The sequence below is a fragment of the Lacrimispora sphenoides JCM 1415 genome, from assembly GCF_900105615.1.
Lineage (GTDB): Bacteria > Bacillota > Clostridia > Lachnospirales > Lachnospiraceae > Lacrimispora > Lacrimispora sphenoides.
Genome location: NZ_LT630003.1, coordinates 4,220,422 through 4,238,992 on the forward strand (window position 1 = coordinate 4,220,422; position 18,571 = coordinate 4,238,992).

Sequence of the window (18,571 nt, forward strand, 5' to 3'; positions counted from 1 at the left end):
TCTATCCAAATATACGCCAGCCACAGATAAAGTTGTTCTTCCACCAGGAGCTTAAGGCACGTTCCACTACCCGTCCGTTACTGGAGGAAGCATCGATTACTTTTCCGCCTCCGGCTACGATTCCCACGTGGCCGCTTACCACGATGATATCGCCTGCCTGCAGACTTCCAAAGCTGGTGATCTTTGTATATTTACCTACGTTTCTCCAACCGGACGAGGTTAGATAGCTCTGTCTGACGCCGGCCTTGTTGAGAGACCAGTAGACAAATCCAGAGCAGTCAAAGGATTCCGAGCCCTTGGCTCCCCATACATAGGGACGTCCCAGCTTTGATCTTGCAATAGAAAGCAGTCCGCTTACGCCAGAGCCTCCCTTAACGGTACCTCCTGAAGAACCGCCTGAGGAGCCGCCTGAGGAGCCGGAAGAACCTGCAGATTTTATACCGCTTCCCGTAAGCTTACTCATGGTAAGCTGCCCTACAGAACCATCCGCTTTCAGACCATTGTTGTTCTGGAATGCCTTAACCGCCTTTTCCGTCACTTCCCCGTAATATCCTGTCACATTGGCGGAAGCCAGGTACCCGTATTTATTTAACAGCTGCTGGATCCTGGTAACCGATTCCCCCTGTTCACCCAGGGTCAAGCCATTTGGCTGCGCCTCAGCGCTCGCTAAGGCGATCCGGGTGGACGGCCCTAAATACCCATCCACAACCAGGTCATTCCGGGACTGGAACTGTTTTACCGCTATCACCGTATCATTTCCGTATGCCCCATCCGGAGTGGTTGTTAAATATCCCAACTCCTTAAGGCGCTGCTGACTGGATAAAACCAAATCGCTTTTTTCTCCATAAGACAGAAAGTTGGGCTTGATCTCTTCGCTGTAAAGCAGGTTTATGGTCTGACGTCCTACTTTTCCATCTATGTTTAATCCGTTTACCTCCTGGAGCTTCTCAACCGCGGCCTCTGTTTCATCCCCAAAGCTGCCGGATACCTGACCCGCACTGGCAAGATACCCCAGCTCATAAAGGCGGCTCTGGATCCGTGTTATGTCGTCACCCTCCACACCCTTTGACACAGCATAATATTTGGCAGATGGTGACATAATGGAATTTAACGTCTCTGGCCCTACTATTCCATCCTGAGCCAGGCCATTCTGTCGCTGGTAAGTCTTAATTGCAGCCTCCGTCACATTACCAAAGTACTGGGTGGGTTCATCGTTATCCATAAAGCCTAAATTCATCAAACGCTCCTGAAGGCTGGCCACCACCGGATGCTCTACCCCGTTCCGCAAATACTCCGGGATAGGATTTTCTTTTTGTTCCGGCACCTTAAGAAGTCTTGGCATCAAGTCTCCCCCTGGAGTAAGTGCATCAATAGGCTGCAGTTCATTTTTTTGTTCCGTTACTATGGCAATGGATGGCGTTGCATCCTTTCCGGGTCCTTTAACTGCTTCTGTTTTATTGCAGCCTGCTAATAAAGAAACCGCCGTTGCTGCCAGAAATACAGAATAGGCAGAACGCCTTTTCCATCTTATTTTTATATTCATAAATCAAATTCCTTTCCTATGTATTGCCCATGCTTTCTGGGCATAAAGGGACGCCCGAAGGGTGTTTACTATGTAAAATTAGGTCTATTTTAGCATAAAACTGTCGGAAATGGAAAGGGAATTTATCTCATTGCGTCAAAACTGAGGTTATGGTATAGTTAAGGGAGTGAAAACACAGTCAGAACCCCTGACTTTAAAGAGATAAAGGAGGGCTTATTATGACGCCTGTTCTGTGGGCTGCCGGCGGTACCGGCTTTACATTTCTCATGACCACCCTGGGGGCTTCGGTTGTATTCTTCTTCCGAAAGGATGTAAACCAGTCTGTCCAGAGGATCTTCCTTGGCTTTGCTGCCGGTGTCATGATCGCGGCCTCGGTATGGTCGCTTCTCATTCCAGCCATCGAGGAGGCCGAGGCAAGCGGAATTGCGGGCTGGATACCCGCTGCAGGAGGATTTGTCCTGGGAGTACTATTTCTCATATTGTTAGACACCCTTCTTCCTCACCTTCATCCAGATTTGAACAGTAATAAAACGAATGAGGCGGAAGGAATCTCTTCCACCTGGAAACGGACCACCCTGCTTGTCATGGCTGTGACGCTTCATAACATTCCGGAGGGTATGGCCGTTGGACTGGCTTTTGCCCTGGCTGCACAGCATGGAGGCGATCCGGCTCTTTATACGGCTGCCATGGCACTTGCTATCGGCATCGGCATCCAGAACTTCCCGGAAGGTGCTGCCATCTCCCTGCCCTTAAGACAGGAAGGTCTTTCCACGGGAAAGGCATTTATACGGGGCAGCATGTCCGGAATTGTAGAGCCTATATTCGGAATCCTTACCGTGCTCGTGGCAGGCAGTATCCAGCCGCTCATGCCCTGGCTTCTATCCTTTGCGGCCGGCGCCATGATGTATGTGGTGGTGGAAGAACTGATTCCTGAGGCGCATTTAGGAGAACATTCCAATGTTGGAACCCTTGGCGTTATGGTTGGATTTCTGATCATGATGATTTTAGACGTGGCTTTAGGATAAGAAAAAAGGATATCCGGGAGGCAGATTTCTTCCTCCCGGATATCCTTCTTTTTTTATCATCATTTCCTGTCAAAGCTCATATTTGTGTTTTGTACGCAGCCTGGCCAGTGATCTGGCCATAGAAGCCTCAAAATGAGAATGCTCCTGAAGGCTCTTACTCTGCCTTAGCTGCTCTGCCGCTCTCTCCATTGCTTCTTCCGCCCGGCGTTCGTCAATATCTTCCGGATGCTCGGCAGTGTCAACAAGAAGTGTGATACGATTGTTGATAATTTGAATGAAACCATTTCCAACAACTGCATGAATCCACTGGCCTTTTTCATCCAACAAACGCATTTCCCCTATGGAAACTGCTATGACCATATCCTCATGATGAGGAAGAATCGCCTTTTCTCCATCTGAAAGTGGAATCACAAGCTCCTGGCACAAACCTCTGTAAAACACCTTATCACTGGCAAGAACCTGAAGGAAAAATGTATTTTTACTCACAGGCAGCACCTCCAAGCTAAGCCTCTAATGTCCTGGCCTTTTCAATCACCTCATCAATAGTTCCCACATTAAAGAATGCAGCCTCAGGATACTGATCCATATCTCCATTCACAATTGCCTTAAAGCCCCGGACTGTTTCCTTAAGGGGAACGTATTTACCTGCAACGCCTGTAAAGTTCTCAGCCACAGAGAAAGGCTGGGATAAGAATTTCTGGATCTTTCTTGCCCGGTAAACCGTGATCTTATCGTCATCTCCCAATTCTTCCATACCTAAGATAGCGATAATATCCTGAAGCTCCTTATATTTCTGAAGCAATTCCTGTACCTTACGGGCTACCTCATAATGCTCTTCCCCAACCACATCCGGTTCTAGGATACGGGAGTTTGAGGCAAGAGGATCAACCGCCGGATAAATACCCTGTTCCACGATCTTTCTGGATAGTACGGTGGTAGCATCCAAATGGGCAAAAGTAGTTGCAGGCGCCGGATCCGTCAAGTCATCGGCAGGTACATATACTGCCTGTACAGAAGTAACGGAACCATTTTTCGTTGAAGTAATTCTCTCCTGAAGCTCGCCCATTTCCGTAGCCAGGGTAGGCTGGTAACCAACCGCAGACGGCATACGTCCAAGAAGTGCAGAAACCTCAGAACCCGCCTGGGTGAATCGGAAAATATTATCAATAAATAAAAGCACATTCTTATGCTCTTCGTCACGGAAGTATTCCGCCATGGTAAGTCCGGTTTCAGCCACACGCATACGTGCACCAGGCGGCTCATTCATCTGACCGAATACCAGGGCAGTTTTTGAAATAACGCCGGACTCACCCATTTCGGTCCAAAGGTCATTACCCTCACGGGAACGCTCTCCAACACCGGTAAAAATAGAATATCCGCCATGCTCCGTGGCAATGTTATGGATCAGCTCCTGGATCAGAACCGTCTTACCAACACCGGCGCCGCCGAACAGACCGATCTTTCCGCCTTTTGCATAAGGAGCCAGAAGGTCAATGACTTTGATTCCCGTTTCCAGGATCTCTGCCACAGGACTTTGCTCCTCAAAGGCCGGAGGATCTCTGTGAATGACCCACTCCGGACCGCCATTTAAGGAACCAACCTTATCAATGGTCTCTCCAAGTACATTAAAAAGGCGTCCCAGAGTCTGCTCACCTACCGGAACCTTAATCCCTTCCCCGGTAGCGGTCACCTCCATGCCTTTATACAGCCCTTCACTGGAAGCCAGCATGATACAGCGGACTGTGCTGTTTCCCATATGCTGTGCAACTTCCATTACGCAGCGTTTCCCTTCATTATTCACCTCTAGGGCGTCCTTAATGCGGGGAAGTTCGCTGCCCTCAAAAAACTCAACATCTACTACAGGTCCAAGGACCTGAACGATCTTTCCTATATTCATATTCTGTTACTCACAGTCGTGAGGACTCCTCCTCTCTAAAGTCAACCGGAACATCCGATGATACTATGCTTTCTTCCTTTTTTTCTTTTGGGCCTTTGCACCGCTGATTACCTCGGTGATTTCCTGGGTAATGGCCGCCTGGCGTACTCTGTTATAGGTTATCGCCAGCTCGTCAAGCATCTCCTGAGCACTCTTTGTTGCAGCCTGCATGGCCATCATTCTGGAATTCTGCTCGCTGGAATAAGACTCCACCAAACCTCCATAGATAAAGCCTGCAATGTAATTGGGCACGATGGCATCGATCACCGCCTGCGGAGATGGCTTCATAGTGATCTCTTCCAAATGTACATTAATTGGTACACTCTGGCTTAACCGGTGCTTAGGAATGGGAAGAAGCTGTTCGATCTCAGCCTCCATTTTCATGGCATTCACCATTCTGGTGTAGATCATATATACCTCATCAAGCTTTCCTGTCAGGAAGTAATCCACGATCTTTTCCTCAATGATTCTGGCCCGGCTCATATTTGGCTTTTGAACGGTATACCGGAAATCCTGTTCCACCGGTATTCCCTTTTTCATAAAATACTGCTGTCCCAGATCACCAACTACGAACAGCATGGGATTTCCGCCCTTGTCAATCTGCTCCTGAGCCAGTTTAAAAATGTTATGATTATAAGAACCGGCCAGCCCCTTGTCAGCCGTTACCACAATGTATCCGATCTTACGATCTTCTTTCTTAATATGCGGCCTGGTATCCAGATACGGGTCGTCAATTTCGGGCGTGTGCCTTATGATTCTGGCAATGGTCCTTTGAAGTGCATAAAAGTAAGGCTCCGTATCAGTCAGGGCTTTCCTTGCTCTTTTCAGCTTTGACGAGGAAATGGTATACATCGCATTGGTTATCTTCATGGTACTTTTGATGCTGTTCATCCTGCTTTGTATCTCTCTCGCATTTGCCATATCCTACACCCGTTTCTGTTTAAATTCGGCTGTCACATCAACAATCTTCTGCTTCAGCTCGTCAGACAGCACTCTGCTTTCTTCAATTTCCTTTCCGATTTCCGGATAGCGCTCATCAAAGAATGCCAGCAAGTCTCTCTGAAACTCTTTTATCTTTGTAACTTCCACATCTAAGAGCAGACGGTTATTGGCTACAATCAGACTGATCACCTGGGCATGAAGGCTCAAAGGATGGCATAAAGGCTGTTTTAACAGCTCTGTAAGTCCCTTACCATACTGGATCTGTTCCTTGGTAGCCGGATCAAGATCTGAGCTAAACTGGGTGAACACTTCCATCTCCCGGCACTGTGCCAGGTCGATACGGATGCTACCCGCAGCCTTTTTCATTGCCTTGGTCTGGGCCGCTCCACCAACTCGGGATACGGAAAGACCTACGTTTACTGCCGGTCTCATACCGGAGAAGAAGAGGTCACTTTCTAAGAATATCTGACCGTCTGTAATAGAAATAACATTGGTCGGAATATAAGCCGATACATCACCGGCCTGGGTTTCAATGATAGGCAGTGCGGTAATGGAACCGCCTCCTGCTTCCTCACTCAACCGGCTGGAACGCTCCAGAAGCCTGGAATGAAGATAAAATACGTCGCCTGGATAAGCCTCACGCCCAGGAGAACGCTCTAATAGCAGGGATAAGGACCGGTATGCTACCGCATGCTTTGACAGATCATCATAAACGATCAGCACATCTTTTCCCTGGTACATGAAATACTCTGCAAGAGCAGTACCGGAATAAGGTGCGATATACTGTAAGGGTGCAGGTTCGCTGGCCGAAGAAGATACCACAATGGTATAATCCATAGCGCCGTAATGTGACAGGGTATTCACCAGCTTTGCAACGGTAGATGCTTTCTGTCCCACTGCTACATAAACGCAGATCACGCCCTTACCCTTCTGGTTTAAGATAGCATCAATGGCGATGGAAGTCTTACCGGTCTGACGGTCGCCGATGATCAGCTCTCTTTGTCCCCGTCCGATGGGAAACATGGAGTCAATGGCAAGAATACCTGTTTCCATTGGAACAGACACGCTCTTACGGTCAATAATGCCCGGTGCTTCATGTTCAATGGGACGGTAATCGTCAGAGATGATCTCTCCCTTCCCGTCAATGGGAGCACCAAGAGCATTGACAACTCTTCCCACAAACTTTTCGCCTACCGGGATTCCGGCACGCTTTTTCGTTCTTGTTACCTTGGAACCTTCCCTGACGTCCCGGTCGGAACCGAACAGGATGCATCCGATATCTTCTTTTCTGATGTCCTGTACCATTCCCTTGATTCCACTATCAAAAATAACGATTTCGCCGTACATCGCACGGTCAATTCCATAAACTGTTGCAATGCCGTCGCCAACGCTTATGACAGTTCCAACTTCCTGGTCCCTGGCATGAGCGTCATAATCTTCAATTTCACTTCTCAATATAGAAATTATTTCATCTGAATTGATGGAAGCCACGTTTTTCACCTCCGCATTATTTTTTGTTCCAATTCTCTAAGGCGTCCCCTTAAGCTCCAGTCAGTTTCCACATCTCCCACGCGGATGATGAATCCACCGATCAAACCGGGGTCCTGAATCAGGCGAAGCCTTACATCACGTTTATTATATTTTTTACACAGCATTGCTTTGATCTCGCGAAGCTGTTCTTCCTCCGGTTCTGTCACGTAGAAAAGGGAAGCCTCCAGGATTCCTTCCTGTCTGCAAATGCAGGCACGCCATGCATTAAAAATATCATCTGCAAGATCTACATCCCGGCGATCCACCAGAACCTTTAAAAAGGTTCTGATCTCAGCAGGAAATACGCGGTCAATAATCCGGTGCTTGCTGCTCCTTGCAACCACAGGGCTGTTAAGAGCACGCTTAAGCTCCGGCACAGTCTTAAGCGCCAGAGCCGTTTCCTCAATGGCTGTTTCAGGAACAGAGAGCTCATAAAGCACCTGCCCGTAATTAATTGCTGCCTGCATCATGAAAATCACCTGCTTCTGCTATAAATGAATCGTAAAGCGCCTGATTTGCCCTGGCGCTCACCTCCTGATTAACCACCTTGGCCGCTGCTGCGATAACTATGCCCGCAATCTGCGCCTTGGCCTCACGCAATGCCTTTTCCTGATCAGCCTCAGCTTGTTTCCTGGCCTCGACCATCAAACGGCCTGCATCTTCCTCCGCATCCTTTAAGATCCGGTCATACTGGGCCTTTGCCTGGTTTTTCGCTTCTTCAATAAGCTTTGAACCCTCATCCGAGGAGGCAGCCAGCTTTTCTTCATACTGCTTTTTAAGATCCGCTGCTAAAACTTCCTTATTCCTGGCATCTGAAATGCTCTGTTCAATCATTCCCCGCCGTTTATTCATCACATCCAAAACCGGCCCTATGAGGAAATGCCTAAGCAAAAGATACAGGACGATGAGATTCACGATAGTCCATACAAAGTTCATATCCAGTCTAAGCATCTGTACCGCCTGCCTTTCTTTTCAATTTTTCCATCTTAATCCAGACCTTGTTAATTATTTAAGGAATAAAATGATGAGAAGGGCTATAACGAAACCATAGATGGCAGTTGCCTCTGCAAGCGCACAACCTAACAGCAGGGCCTTGCTGATCTTGCTTTCTGCCTCAGGCTGTCTTGCAATGGAATCCACTGCTTTTGAGGTTGCTATTCCAATTCCAATTCCTGCTCCAATACCTGTGAATACTGCGATTCCTGCTCCAATTGCTATTAACATAATAATCTCTCCTTTTAATTTACTATTGTTTATTCTACCGATTCCTTAATGAAAAGGGCAGTCAAAAATACAAATACATACGCCTGAATCAATCCGTCAAAAATATCAAAATAAAAACTGAACGGAATTGGTACAAGGAGTGCTGCAAACTGCTTAAGCAATTCCATAACCACAAATGACGCCAGGATATTACCAAAAAGCCGCATACACAAAGAAAGCGGTTTAATAAATAATTCCAGGATGTTAATAGGGGCTATAATCGGTGACGGCTCTGCAAAGCCTTTAATAAAACCTTTTACCCCTTTTTTGTGAAGGCCTGAATATTCTATCAGAAGTATGCTCATGACAGCAAGCGCTGCAGTGGTATTTAAATCCTTGGTAGGCGGCTTAAAACCTGCCAAACCAATCAAATTAGCCACTCCCAGATAAATTCCCACTGATATGAGATAAGGAATATACCTCTTCCCTTCTTCCCCCACTAAATCTTCAAAGAAATTGTAAATTCCACCGATTGCCATTTCAAGCGCCAGCTGCTTCTTTCCAGGATTCTCAACCTTAAGATTTCTCACCAGAATGATGGAAAGGAGTGTCAGTGCTGCCATGATAATCCATGTCACCACTACTGATTCAGCAATGGGAATGCCTCCGAATATCGGAATGGTAAAAACCGTTTCGCAGTTCAGTTCCTCTAATAACTTCTCTGCCAAATCCTCCGTAATGCTCACTTCCTTTCTTAAACTGTCTTCCCCTTTATATATTACCAGATTTACAGATTGTACTCCTAAATATACAATATAGCAGAGGTCTACCGTGTATCATACTTTCATATGCGGAAATTGTCAACTTTTTGCAAATTTCATAACATCTTATTAATGCCCTTATTGTTTGAACATTTGAGACAATTTTTCGCTTGAATTTCTAAAATTATTATTAATTTTTTAACTTAATTTATGTCTAAATCTTAAATATATTTGTTTTTAGCGTATTTTTCTAGGTTTTATGTAGAATTTTTTTCTAATAATTTGTGTAATTTGACTATGTTTTTTTTACTTTTTTATATTTAACCGTCATTAGTACCTAACACAATCAAAAATTGATAAGGATCGATAGGGAAAAAAGATATGCTCCCAACCATTCCTTCTAATATGGCTATCAAATCCTACAAATAACTTGTAAAATTATTTTCCTGCTTTTTATGGCTTTCTTCCTATTAAAATAGGAATAATTCTGGTATAATAAGGGAAATGCAAAACCAATGTATCAAAGGAGGTATTTCTATGGGAGAAATAATTTCTTCATTTGACGGAACCAAACTGTTTTTAAATAGGGAAGTTCCAGAGGCAGTCCGGGGAGCAGCCGTCATTGTCCACGGATTATGTGAACATCAGGGAAGATATGATTACGTTGCTGAGCAGCTTCACAAAGCCGGGATCGCAACCTACCGCTTCGATCACAGGGGTCACGGACGTTCTGATGGGGAACGGACCCACTATGAAGACTTCCATGAACTGCTTGATGACACTAATGTAGTGGTGGACATGGCAATCATGGAACATCCGGATACCCCGGTGTTTTTAATCGGCCACAGCATGGGAGGCTTCACCGTTTCCTTATACGGCGCAAAATATCCGGACAAGAAACTTCGGGGCATCATCACCAGCGGCGCATTGACAAAGGATAATATGGGGCTGATAAGCGGTGTTCCAGGAGGCCTGGATCCCCACACCAAGCTTCCCAATGAACTGGGAGCAGGCGTATGCTCCGTAGCCGAAGTCGTTGACTGGTACGGCAAGGATCCCTATAACTCAAAAACTTTTACTTCCGGCTTATGCTACGCCCTCTGCCAGGGAATTGCCTGGTTTGAAGAGGCAGTGAAAAGGTTTGAGTATCCCATCCTCATGCTTCACGGAGAAAAGGATGGATTGGTAAGCGTTCAGGACACTTATGAATTCTTCGCCGCCGCACCATCAAAAGATAAGCAGATGAAGATCTATGGAGGATTATTCCACGAGATCTTTAATGAATACTGCAGGGATGAAGTCATTAATGATGTCCTGCACTGGATTGAGGCACGGATTGCCCTTTAAGATAAGTATACCATCATTTTCAGCCTTAGACCATTGCAAAAAAGCAGCGTTTTTCCTAATCGGATAACGCTGCTTTCTCTCTTATATTCCTTTTCTGTTCTTCTCTACCAGTGTAGTACCGTGCCTCCCACTTTCTGCTTTTCCGTATCAAATACCATCACCGTTCCAAGTCCCTTCACGCCTCCTGCTGTAAGCAGGTCTGTGGAATCTCCGATATCTCGGTGGGCCAAAATAACCACATAGTTCTTTCCTTTCCAGCCAATAGATACCGCCTCCGCATCAGAAGGATCTAAGGGAACCGATGGGTCCGCGCCAAATACAGGAAGAAGAGAAAGCTCCGGAGATTTGTAGTTCTTCTTTTCCCCCCCTGATACAACAGTAATAATAGAGGAAAAACCATCTGCTTCTTTACCGGTCAAAAGCTGCCTTCCCGTTTCCATCTGGTTATAATTTCTGGATATCCGGCCATCTGACAGCTTCATCTCACACCCCTGTGTAAGAACTGTTAATTCCCCGTCTGTCCTGCTGCCGCAATAACGAACGGTGCATCCGGACCTGGAAACCTTTCCCTGGTTGTTAAAATGAAAAAGCTGCTGGTATGTGTGCTTTTCCCTGGAGAAAAACTCGTCAGCGATCAGATAAAGATCCGTATCAATTGCCAGTACTTTTCTGGTGATCCACACATTTCCCTCTTCTCCATTTAAATATCCACCGTGGCTTCCCTGGATATAGCGGTACCCGTCCTTTTTCTTATAACCTCCAAAATATGCAGCAGACATCTGATCCACGCCCCAGGCATCCCGGCACTTTAGATAGTCACGGCCGTCAATCAGGGGAACATTGTGGCCTAAGGCGCTTTTAAACCAGGTTCTTGCTTCACCAGGCACATAATGATAACGCCCTGTGTCCATGAGGATATCTTCTCCGTTGATCACAAGGTCCACATGCAGCTTGTCAGAATGGCCGTGGCCTCCTCCCAGGAATCCGCAGCGGAAGTGGAAATAATCCGCATTTTCATCCCAGCCGGACCGGACAAAAAGATTTCCGGTACTTTCCATAACCCTGTCTAAAAAATCCGGTTCCTTTGCAATTAGCTTTCCATAGCCCTCGATTCCTTCTTTTAAAAAGTCCCATGCTCCGTCATAATCCATTTTGTCATAAGCACAGAATTTCAGCATCGGATCTGAAAACAGCCAGGCGCTTTGAGTCAGTAAGTCCCTGATATCGGTTTCATCACTGTCTCCCTGCATGGGCTGGCAATGGTTTGGCTTTTTCCAAGCAGCATTTGCATAGGCCATCTGCCTTACTTTCTCCATCCTTTTCCTTGAAAGCTTAATTCCGTAGCGCTTAGCCAACCGCATCACTTCCAGATAGCAATGAAACACCTCATTATGATACATAGGGGATTGCTCCCAGTGTACTCCGTCATCGGCGATCTGCACTTCTATCTCTTCACTAAGGCGCATAAGCGCTGCGTCCAGATATTCTCTTGTCCGGTCACTGATAGGAAGTGCCAGTGCGATCTCCATAAGGCCCCGGTTTTCAATAACTCCCCAGTTGCTCTTGATCTGGAAATGTTTATAGGTAGTCATAAGGTATTCTGCATGAACGGTGAGACAGTCCATATATGCTTTCACAAGCCTGTCATCTACAGAGGGGCTGTCTTTAAAATAGCCCATGGCCTTTACCCAGGTTTCAGCCCTTATACCGGCTTCAATGCTCCTCCATGTGGTTTGCTTGGTTTCTTCAGTAAGAGGATTGTTTTTTATCCAGGAATCTAATAGCTCTGCAAAAGTCTCTGCATACTTTTCATCACCAGTCATGGCATATGCCTGTCCCAGGCATATAAAGAACTGGTGGCGGTTGAACTGAAAGATAAATTCCGGGTCATCTCCCGGCATGTAGTCCCAAACTACTTCCTGATCAAAATGAACCGGCTCATAGGTCCGCTCCATATCCCACCGCAAATCAAACAAAAACGTATGCTCTATTGCATCATCTGCAATACGAAGGATATGATTCACTTCCTCCGGCCAATTCCTTAGGCAGTAATCTGTGACCCATGCCTTATCCTCGCCGTTAATATAATTATTCCGGTTTTCAAAATACTGTTCCTTTGACATCTGGTTCCACCTCTTCCGTAATAGATTATTTTAATAGTTACCATAATTATAATGGAAGAAACGGATAAATGGAATAAACGATTTTCAGATTCATATTCTTTTTTTAGATTTTTAATATGATAGAATTGGGTGAAATCTTATACGTTCAGCCACCACTCCTTAGGAATTGTTTCCAATTCTATGATGCAATTAATCTGGTGGGACAACACATCTTTTGTCACCTCATATACTGCATTAGCATCGCACAGAATACAGGCGGCATCGCCAAAACAGGTCTTAACTGCTGCCTTTCTGTCGTAGAAAGCCTGTTCCAGTTTTGTGTAATTATCAGAAATATGATCCGTAACAGGATTGTCATGACAGTGCATAAAGGAGGGCTTAATCTGATTGCCTGGCATGACTATCTTAAAATAAGTAGGTACCTTGGTCAGGCGCTCCGGTACATCTAAATGCTCTTCCACGCAATGTATAAAAGTATTTCGCTCGTGACCAACCCCAAGAAGCAGGATTTTACCATTTCTATCTTTTAAACGATCATAGCAGCCACCTGGCGGACAGGGCGTTGTCCGGTTTTCTTCCCCCTCAATAAATGCCATGCTATCCTTTCCGTACACTGCTACACTATGGGTTGGATGTAAGGATCGAAGTATTCCTTTCCGTCTCATAAAAAGATTGGGTAAAATTCCTACGCAAGCCGGTTCTATTCGTGGATCATATACATTGTGGTATTCTGACATGGCAGCCCATGTATGAGTGGGCAGTATAAGCAGGCCGTCAGACATATATTCCATAAAAGCATCAAGTACGGTATCCGCCCCACCTTCAACCTCTCCGATTGCCTTCATGGATGAGTGCAGGAGCAAAGTGTCATGGGGCATAATTCCCATTTCTTTTAAATTCTGCTTTAGATCTTGTCTTGTATACATAATAACGCCTTTCTATTTCCAAATAGATTAATATCATCCTGTCTATTATCATAAAAATTATGACATGATTTTTCCAGTTAGTCTAATTTAAATGAAAATAATTTGATTCCCATGCATCAGTTTCACAAACATGATGTCCGGATGGGCGTGAGATTTTCCATTTAATCTATATCATAAACCCATTCCATTTGGCATTTCTCAAAAGTACTACCGTCCGTTTAATATCACCATGGCACTGGTATTGCTCTGGTGTGCCGTATCGCTGGCATTCGATATATAAGGAGATCAAGTAACCCCCTAGAGATGTTCATCTCTAGGGGGTTATTGGGGCTGACTGTCACTCTCATCTCGGTCTAACCATTTGTGTATGTAGCAGCTAAATGCATTCACCGTAACCGAAACTATTCCGTAGATTAAGTATTGCAAGTTGAAAAATCTATGACAGGGTGCCTGTTGCAGCTTGCGTTCATTCCATTTTCCAGCCACATCCTCAGCTTTTCATCAAACTCACTCATTTCGATCAATCCAGCCTTCCTGGAACAGCACTGCCTCCATGAATTCCTTAGGAGAGCTCCCGGTCATCTTTTTAAAAACAACACCGAAATATTTATAATCTGAGAACCCGCATTTGATAGATATATCATTCAACGTATTCTCCTTTTCCTTCATAAGCTCCATCGCCTTCTGTACGCGATAACGGATCAGATATTCGTTAAATGTCATGCCTGTCTCTGATTTGAATTTCTTGACAATAAATGACTCGCTGTAGTGAAAATGCCTTACTATATCCTGTATCAATATCTTACGGCTGTAATTATTTTCAATATATTGCAATAAGCTCTTTATCAATGACTCCATAACCACATTTGTTTCCGTTTTCCTGATAAGAGTCTGGTTTAACAAGCTATCAGACTGAATTGTTTTCGTTAAGTATACTTCCCGCACCCTGCAGTGGTTCTTTGCCTGATCAACTGCACGTTTCAGCTCTGTAGCACTTAATGGTTTTATCAAGTAAGAAATGACGCCCAGATCAATCGCCTTTTTTGCATATTGAAATTCAGAGTATCCCGTAAGAATAATTGCGGAATAACTTAATCCGCTAGTACGGGCAAGCATCTCCAAACCACCCACCACGGGCATAGAGATGTCAGCAAGCACGATATCTGGCTGCAGCCTCTCTATCATATCTATTCCCTCTATTCCATCGCCGGCTTCTCCTACCACGCAGCAGTCCATTTCCGCCCAGGGCACAGAATAAACCAGTCCTTTCCTGATCATTTCTTCATCTTCCGCTATCAGCACCTTATACATATTCAACAGTCCTTTACTCCTGCCTGCACCTTCACCACAATCTGAAGCCCCTCGTTTTCCAATCTCCTTATCAGGATACCGCTTTCTCCGCTATATTTTAAATACAGCCTTCTCGCAATATTCTTAAGCCCCCTGTGCTCAGGGTCTGGCCCCTCTGATAGCAGACCAGCATTCAATCTCTCGACCTCTTCCTGAGTCATTCCGCTTCCATCATCTGTTACGGACAGATACAACACCTCACCCTGCGTATAGCCATCCACCCATATATGCAATTTCTGCCGATTTTTAAAGCCATGCTTAATAGAGTTCTCCACCAGTGTTAATAGTATGAGTTTCGGCAGCCGGCAATCAAGGCAACTGGTCTCGGGTGCAATTTCATAGAACAGTCTATCTCCATAACGGTACTTTTGAATTTTCAGATAACTTTCCAAATACTCCAGATCTTTACTCAAAAATACCTCTTCTTCCGTACAATCAATACTGTATCGCAGGATGCGGGTAAGGTTTAATATAATACTGTCCGCCGCCTCTGTATCAAAGATAAATGCATTGCGTAGATTTTCCAACGTATTATATAAAAAATGCGGATTGATCTGAGCGGTGAGCTGATTGATTTCTGCCTGTTTCTTCAAATTCAGCAATTCCATATTGCGTGCGTTAAGCGCCTGTATGCTGTCCAGCATCTGATTGATATGCTCGCCCACCACTGCAAACTCATCGCCTGTATCCATGGAAATTCTATGATCTGAAGCACCACCCGAGATAATATTGATTTCGCTTACCAATTTCTTCACTGCATGTGCATTTTCAAAAGCCATTGCCTGTGACATCCCCATAGTCAGCTGCAACAGGCTCGCTCCCATTAGCAATATGATTGCTCCCGTCAGGAAATAAAGGGCATAGCTTTTCGGGAAGTACACCAGGGAATAAATGATTATTTTTTCACCATACATACCGGTGGTTATAATATAGCGCCCATCTTCCCAGGTAATAATTCCCCTTGTCTTCTCCGGATAAAATTTACGCTTCCCTTCGGTAATATTCTGGCGGTTGGTATAAATCACCCTGCCAAGAGAATCCGTAATTACTCCGTCAAAATTTGCTTTCGCCAGCTGATGTTCCCAACTCACGCCTGATAAGTACAAACTCATAAATCCAATAATGTGTTCCTCATCAAAAACCGGATGAGAAATAACAAGCTCCGGCTTTTCTCCCTTTATATAATATACGCTGATATATGGCTCCCCATCCTTACAGGAAACCAGCTCATCACAAACTGCCCGGTTAAAGCTGCTTTTATGCATATTAAGATCCGTGTAATGAAAACTGCTATATGCAATTGTTTTATCGATATCGCTTACGATTAAATTCGCCTCCATTGTCCAGGAGGCATTTAGTTCGTACAGAGGATAGGATAAAATTACGGCCTCATCTTCATTCTGGATTGCAATTTTACATAATTCATTTGTCTCTTTGCTGGTGATAAAAGAAGCGGCCCGCCTGTATACGTTATCAAATGCCTCCCTGTAAACCAACAAATTCTTATCTGCATTTTTATAGGAGGTCATGAGAGGAATCAACGATATCCCAATAGAAAACAACAGTGCGCATACCGTTACGATCACAAATATGCGGCGGTAAACAAGTTTCTGCAGCCTGTCCTGAAATGAAACGTATCTTGATACCTCTATCTCCCTACTCATTTTCTGATACCTCAATCAGAGATTCCCTATACCTTTTTTTTAATTCAGTTTTGCTTTTACTATAGGATTCAAAATCTGGCAATACAGAAGGAATAGAATCTTTGCTGCTTAAATAACCACTGATCTGTGCAACGATTCTGACCGGTCTCGCAGTCAGAACCGTACCAAATATATCCTGCATATCCTTACTGATCAGAAAATCTATAAAAAGTTCCGCATACTCCAGATGTGGCGCATCATTTAAAATAGCAGCATTTTTTGTCATGAACAGACTGCCTTCCACAGGATAAACAATGGCAATATCAGCGCCCTCCTTAATCAGACTGGCGCAAACCTCGTCATAGGCCAGACCAGCCACATACTTTCCTTTTGCCACGCCCGAATATACCTCTTCCGCAGACAGCTGTACCTTGGACTGCTCCAGGAGAGATTTATAAAAATCCCATGCAGTTTCACTGTTACTCCCCCCTGTAATTTCAAGTATGTTTATCATATGAGAAAATCCCATCATTGAATAATAGGGATCAGACATCGCGATCCTGCCAGCCAGTTCGGGCTTTAAAAGGTCGGTATAACCTGTAATATCAATATCTCTTGCCAGAGTTTTATTTACAACGATGCAGTTTCCAGAGAGAAGATAGACCGTAGAAAAACCATTTTCCTGTTGATATGAAACTGATATGTATTGATGATTCTTGGAAACATATCTCTGAAAAAGAGCCTCATTCCCATACAGTTCTAAAGGCGACACTCCCATCAGAACATCAACAGAAGGCATACCTTTACCATCCTTTAGTGTTGTTATAAGTTCCTCATTTTCTCCTGTAACCAGCTTAACCGGTATATTATACTTTTCTTCAAATAGAGAGAGGACACAGTCCATAAACTCCGTGCGCTCAGAAGAATAAACAACTAATTCTTCCTTTTCACCCGATTCGGACCTTTTTAAATTTGGCAGTGGATTAATCAGATAAATCATGATCACAGCCGATGCCAAAACTGAAAGAAAAAGCAAATGAGCGAACCACCTTTTAAAAACCATGTTGGTTTCTTCCATCATACATCACCTGTGCATAATCTTAACATATGCACCATTATTTGTCGATAATATCAGGCGGATTCCCACAGGGACTCCGCCTGAAAATCAGATGTATCTTTAAGAAGGATTCTCCGGCTCATACCAGTGAGGATGCAAAAAATCCATATGGCAAATTTCTCCTTCGTTCGGCCCCTGCACCCGGCGCCCCTTTTGTACCCGAATCTCAGTCCCTTCTACATCAACACAATAATCTATCATTTCACCTAAAAAGGATTTCCTCTTAACAATGCCAGGCACCCCGCCTTCCGGTATAAAATTTATTTCCGAAGGTCTGGTGGCCAGAACAACCCGTCCTCCCTTTATGACCTCTGTTTTGGGAGCCGATGAGTATTTGATAAATTCTCCTGCCCCTGCTTTTACCCGACCCTCCGATACATAAGCATCAATGAAATTTGATAGTCCAATAAAACTGAATACAAAACGATTCACAGGCTCATGATATACTTTCATAGGTGAGTCGATCTGCTGCACCACACCGTTTTTCATTACCAGAATCCTATCTGAAAGTGCCATTGCCTCAGACTGGTCATGAGTCACATAAATAACCGCAAATCCATATTCTTTCTGTAAATCTTTAATCTCAAAGCGCATTTCCTCACGCAAATGAGGATCCAGACTGCTTAAAGGTTCATCTAGCAGCATTACATCAGGATTTATAGCCAGTGCTCTAGCAAGCGCCACACGCTGCTTCCCCCCGCCCGACAAATCCATGGGGCTGATTTTTGCACTGTCGGAAAGGTTTGTATGCTCAAGGGCATTTTTCGTGCGCTTCTCCACTTCAGCGGAAGAAAGCTTTTTTATCCTCAATGGAAATGCCACATTTTCATACACAGACATATGGGGCCATATGGCAAATGCCTGAAATACCATTCCGAAATTACGCTTTTCAGGGGGTAGATAAAACCCTTTATTCCTGGAGCTTAAGAGACGGTCGCCAACGTATATTTCCCCCTCGTCCAGATCTTCAAAGCCGGCGATCATCCGAAGGGTGGTCGTCTTTCCGCAGCCGGAAGGCCCCAGCATGGAAAAGGATTCCCCTTTTCTTATTTCTAGATTCAAATCAGATACGGCGGTCACATTACCAAATTTTTTAGTGACGCCCGCCAATCGTACATAAGACAT

17 protein-coding genes are annotated in these 18,571 nt (G+C 44.8%); 2 read left to right on the top strand and 15 right to left on the bottom strand.

Annotated elements, in window-relative coordinates; genetic code table 11:
* Position 1: 1 nt before the first annotated feature.
* The gene (locus BMX69_RS19130) at positions 2–1,543 is read right to left on the bottom strand and encodes a C40 family peptidase (RefSeq protein ID WP_100043242.1); all 1,542 of its coding nucleotides are present in this window, start codon (positions 1,541–1,543) and stop codon (positions 2–4) included.
* Positions 1,544–1,761: 218 nt separating this feature from the next.
* On the opposite strand from BMX69_RS19130, the gene BMX69_RS19135 reads away from it, so the two are divergent.
* Entirely contained in the window at positions 1,762–2,568 is an 807-nt protein-coding gene (locus tag BMX69_RS19135) for a ZIP family metal transporter (protein WP_174715230.1), read from the top strand.
* Positions 2,569–2,637: 69 nt separating this feature from the next.
* Here BMX69_RS19135 and atpC read toward each other — a convergent pair whose 3' ends face one another.
* The 8 genes from atpC to BMX69_RS19175 form a co-directional block, all read right to left on the bottom strand.
* Positions 2,638–3,054 carry an ATP synthase F1 subunit epsilon gene (gene atpC, locus BMX69_RS19140; RefSeq protein ID WP_025230534.1) on the bottom strand — a complete coding sequence of 139 codons (417 nt, stop codon included), beginning with the start codon at positions 3,052–3,054 and terminating at the stop codon, positions 2,638–2,640.
* Between the two features lie 16 nt (positions 3,055–3,070).
* Positions 3,071–4,465: a F0F1 ATP synthase subunit beta gene (gene atpD / locus BMX69_RS19145; protein WP_100043244.1), complete on the bottom strand. Its 1,395-nt coding sequence runs from the start codon at positions 4,463–4,465 to the stop codon at positions 3,071–3,073.
* Between the two features lie 63 nt (positions 4,466–4,528).
* Positions 4,529–5,425, bottom strand: a complete 897-nt coding sequence (gene atpG / locus BMX69_RS19150; protein ID WP_025230536.1) for an ATP synthase F1 subunit gamma — start codon at positions 5,423–5,425, stop codon at positions 4,529–4,531.
* Between the two features lie 3 nt (positions 5,426–5,428).
* Complete coding sequence (gene atpA, locus BMX69_RS19155; RefSeq protein ID WP_100043245.1) at positions 5,429–6,946, bottom strand: F0F1 ATP synthase subunit alpha; 1,518 nt, start codon at positions 6,944–6,946, stop codon at positions 5,429–5,431.
* Positions 6,943–7,446 carry an ATP synthase F1 subunit delta gene (gene atpH, locus BMX69_RS19160; protein ID WP_054792037.1) on the bottom strand — a complete coding sequence of 168 codons (504 nt, stop codon included), beginning with the start codon at positions 7,444–7,446 and terminating at the stop codon, positions 6,943–6,945. The genes atpA and atpH overlap by 4 nt, the downstream gene beginning before the upstream one ends.
* Positions 7,427–7,912: a F0F1 ATP synthase subunit B gene (atpF, locus tag BMX69_RS19165; RefSeq protein WP_242941302.1), complete on the bottom strand. Its 486-nt coding sequence runs from the start codon at positions 7,910–7,912 to the stop codon at positions 7,427–7,429. The genes atpH and atpF overlap by 20 nt, the downstream gene beginning before the upstream one ends.
* Positions 7,913–7,981: 69 nt before the next feature.
* Complete coding sequence (gene atpE, locus BMX69_RS19170; protein WP_025230540.1) at positions 7,982–8,200, bottom strand: ATP synthase F0 subunit C; 219 nt, start codon at positions 8,198–8,200, stop codon at positions 7,982–7,984.
* A gap of 29 nt (positions 8,201–8,229) precedes the next feature.
* A complete protein-coding gene (locus BMX69_RS19175) occupies positions 8,230–8,925 on the bottom strand; it encodes a F0F1 ATP synthase subunit A (RefSeq protein WP_025230541.1) in 696 nt (231 codons plus the stop codon).
* 552 nt (positions 8,926–9,477) lie between these two features.
* On the opposite strand from BMX69_RS19175, the gene BMX69_RS19180 reads away from it, so the two are divergent.
* A complete protein-coding gene (locus BMX69_RS19180) occupies positions 9,478–10,287 on the top strand; it encodes an alpha/beta hydrolase (protein ID WP_054792039.1) in 810 nt (269 codons plus the stop codon).
* Between the two features lie 104 nt (positions 10,288–10,391).
* On the opposite strand, the gene BMX69_RS19185 is transcribed toward BMX69_RS19180, so the two are convergent.
* The 6 genes from BMX69_RS19185 to BMX69_RS19210 form a co-directional block, all read right to left on the bottom strand.
* Positions 10,392–12,410, bottom strand: coding sequence for an alginate lyase family protein (locus tag BMX69_RS19185; RefSeq protein ID WP_100043246.1), 2,019 nt, complete (start codon positions 12,408–12,410; stop codon positions 10,392–10,394).
* A 137-nt stretch (positions 12,411–12,547) separates the two neighbouring features.
* Positions 12,548–13,336, bottom strand: a complete 789-nt coding sequence (locus tag BMX69_RS19190) for an AAC(3) family N-acetyltransferase (protein ID WP_100043247.1) — start codon at positions 13,334–13,336, stop codon at positions 12,548–12,550.
* Between the two features lie 507 nt (positions 13,337–13,843).
* Positions 13,844–14,647, bottom strand: a complete 804-nt coding sequence (locus tag BMX69_RS19195; RefSeq protein WP_100043248.1) for a response regulator transcription factor — start codon at positions 14,645–14,647, stop codon at positions 13,844–13,846.
* 2 nt (positions 14,648–14,649) lie between these two features.
* Positions 14,650–16,350 carry a sensor histidine kinase gene (locus tag BMX69_RS19200; protein ID WP_054792043.1) on the bottom strand — a complete coding sequence of 567 codons (1,701 nt, stop codon included), beginning with the start codon at positions 16,348–16,350 and terminating at the stop codon, positions 14,650–14,652.
* Positions 16,343–17,365, bottom strand: coding sequence for an extracellular solute-binding protein (locus tag BMX69_RS19205; protein ID WP_157724438.1), 1,023 nt, complete (start codon positions 17,363–17,365; stop codon positions 16,343–16,345). Before BMX69_RS19205 ends, BMX69_RS19200 begins: the two co-directional genes overlap by 8 nt.
* A gap of 141 nt (positions 17,366–17,506) precedes the next feature.
* Complete coding sequence (locus BMX69_RS19210) at positions 17,507–18,571, bottom strand: ABC transporter ATP-binding protein (protein ID WP_100043250.1); 1,065 nt, start codon at positions 18,569–18,571, stop codon at positions 17,507–17,509.

Excerpts from the sequence above, each read along its gene's own strand:
- BMX69_RS19130 (WP_100043242.1), bottom strand. The coding sequence starts at position 1,543 with ATGAATATAAAAATAAGATGGAAAAGGCGTTCTGCCTATTCTGTATTT.
- BMX69_RS19135 (WP_174715230.1), top strand. The coding sequence starts at position 1,762 with ATGACGCCTGTTCTGTGGGCTGCCGGCGGTACCGGCTTTACATTTCTC.
- atpD (WP_100043244.1), bottom strand. The coding sequence starts at position 4,465 with ATGAATATAGGAAAGATCGTTCAGGTCCTTGGACCTGTAGTAGATGTT.
- atpG (WP_025230536.1), bottom strand. The coding sequence starts at position 5,425 with ATGGCAAATGCGAGAGAGATACAAAGCAGGATGAACAGCATCAAAAGT.
- atpH (WP_054792037.1), bottom strand. The coding sequence starts at position 7,446 with ATGATGCAGGCAGCAATTAATTACGGGCAGGTGCTTTATGAGCTCTCT.
- atpF (WP_242941302.1), bottom strand. The coding sequence starts at position 7,912 with ATGAACTTTGTATGGACTATCGTGAATCTCATCGTCCTGTATCTTTTG.
- atpE (WP_025230540.1), bottom strand. The coding sequence starts at position 8,200 with ATGTTAATAGCAATTGGAGCAGGAATCGCAGTATTCACAGGTATTGGA.
- BMX69_RS19180 (WP_054792039.1), top strand. The coding sequence starts at position 9,478 with ATGGGAGAAATAATTTCTTCATTTGACGGAACCAAACTGTTTTTAAAT.
- BMX69_RS19185 (WP_100043246.1), bottom strand. The coding sequence starts at position 12,410 with ATGTCAAAGGAACAGTATTTTGAAAACCGGAATAATTATATTAACGGC.
- BMX69_RS19190 (WP_100043247.1), bottom strand. The coding sequence starts at position 13,336 with ATGTATACAAGACAAGATCTAAAGCAGAATTTAAAAGAAATGGGAATT.
- BMX69_RS19195 (WP_100043248.1), bottom strand. The coding sequence starts at position 14,647 with ATGTATAAGGTGCTGATAGCGGAAGATGAAGAAATGATCAGGAAAGGA.
- BMX69_RS19200 (WP_054792043.1), bottom strand. The coding sequence starts at position 16,350 with ATGAGTAGGGAGATAGAGGTATCAAGATACGTTTCATTTCAGGACAGG.
- BMX69_RS19210 (WP_100043250.1), bottom strand. The coding sequence starts at position 18,571 with ATGTCTTATGTACGATTGGCGGGCGTCACTAAAAAATTTGGTAATGTG.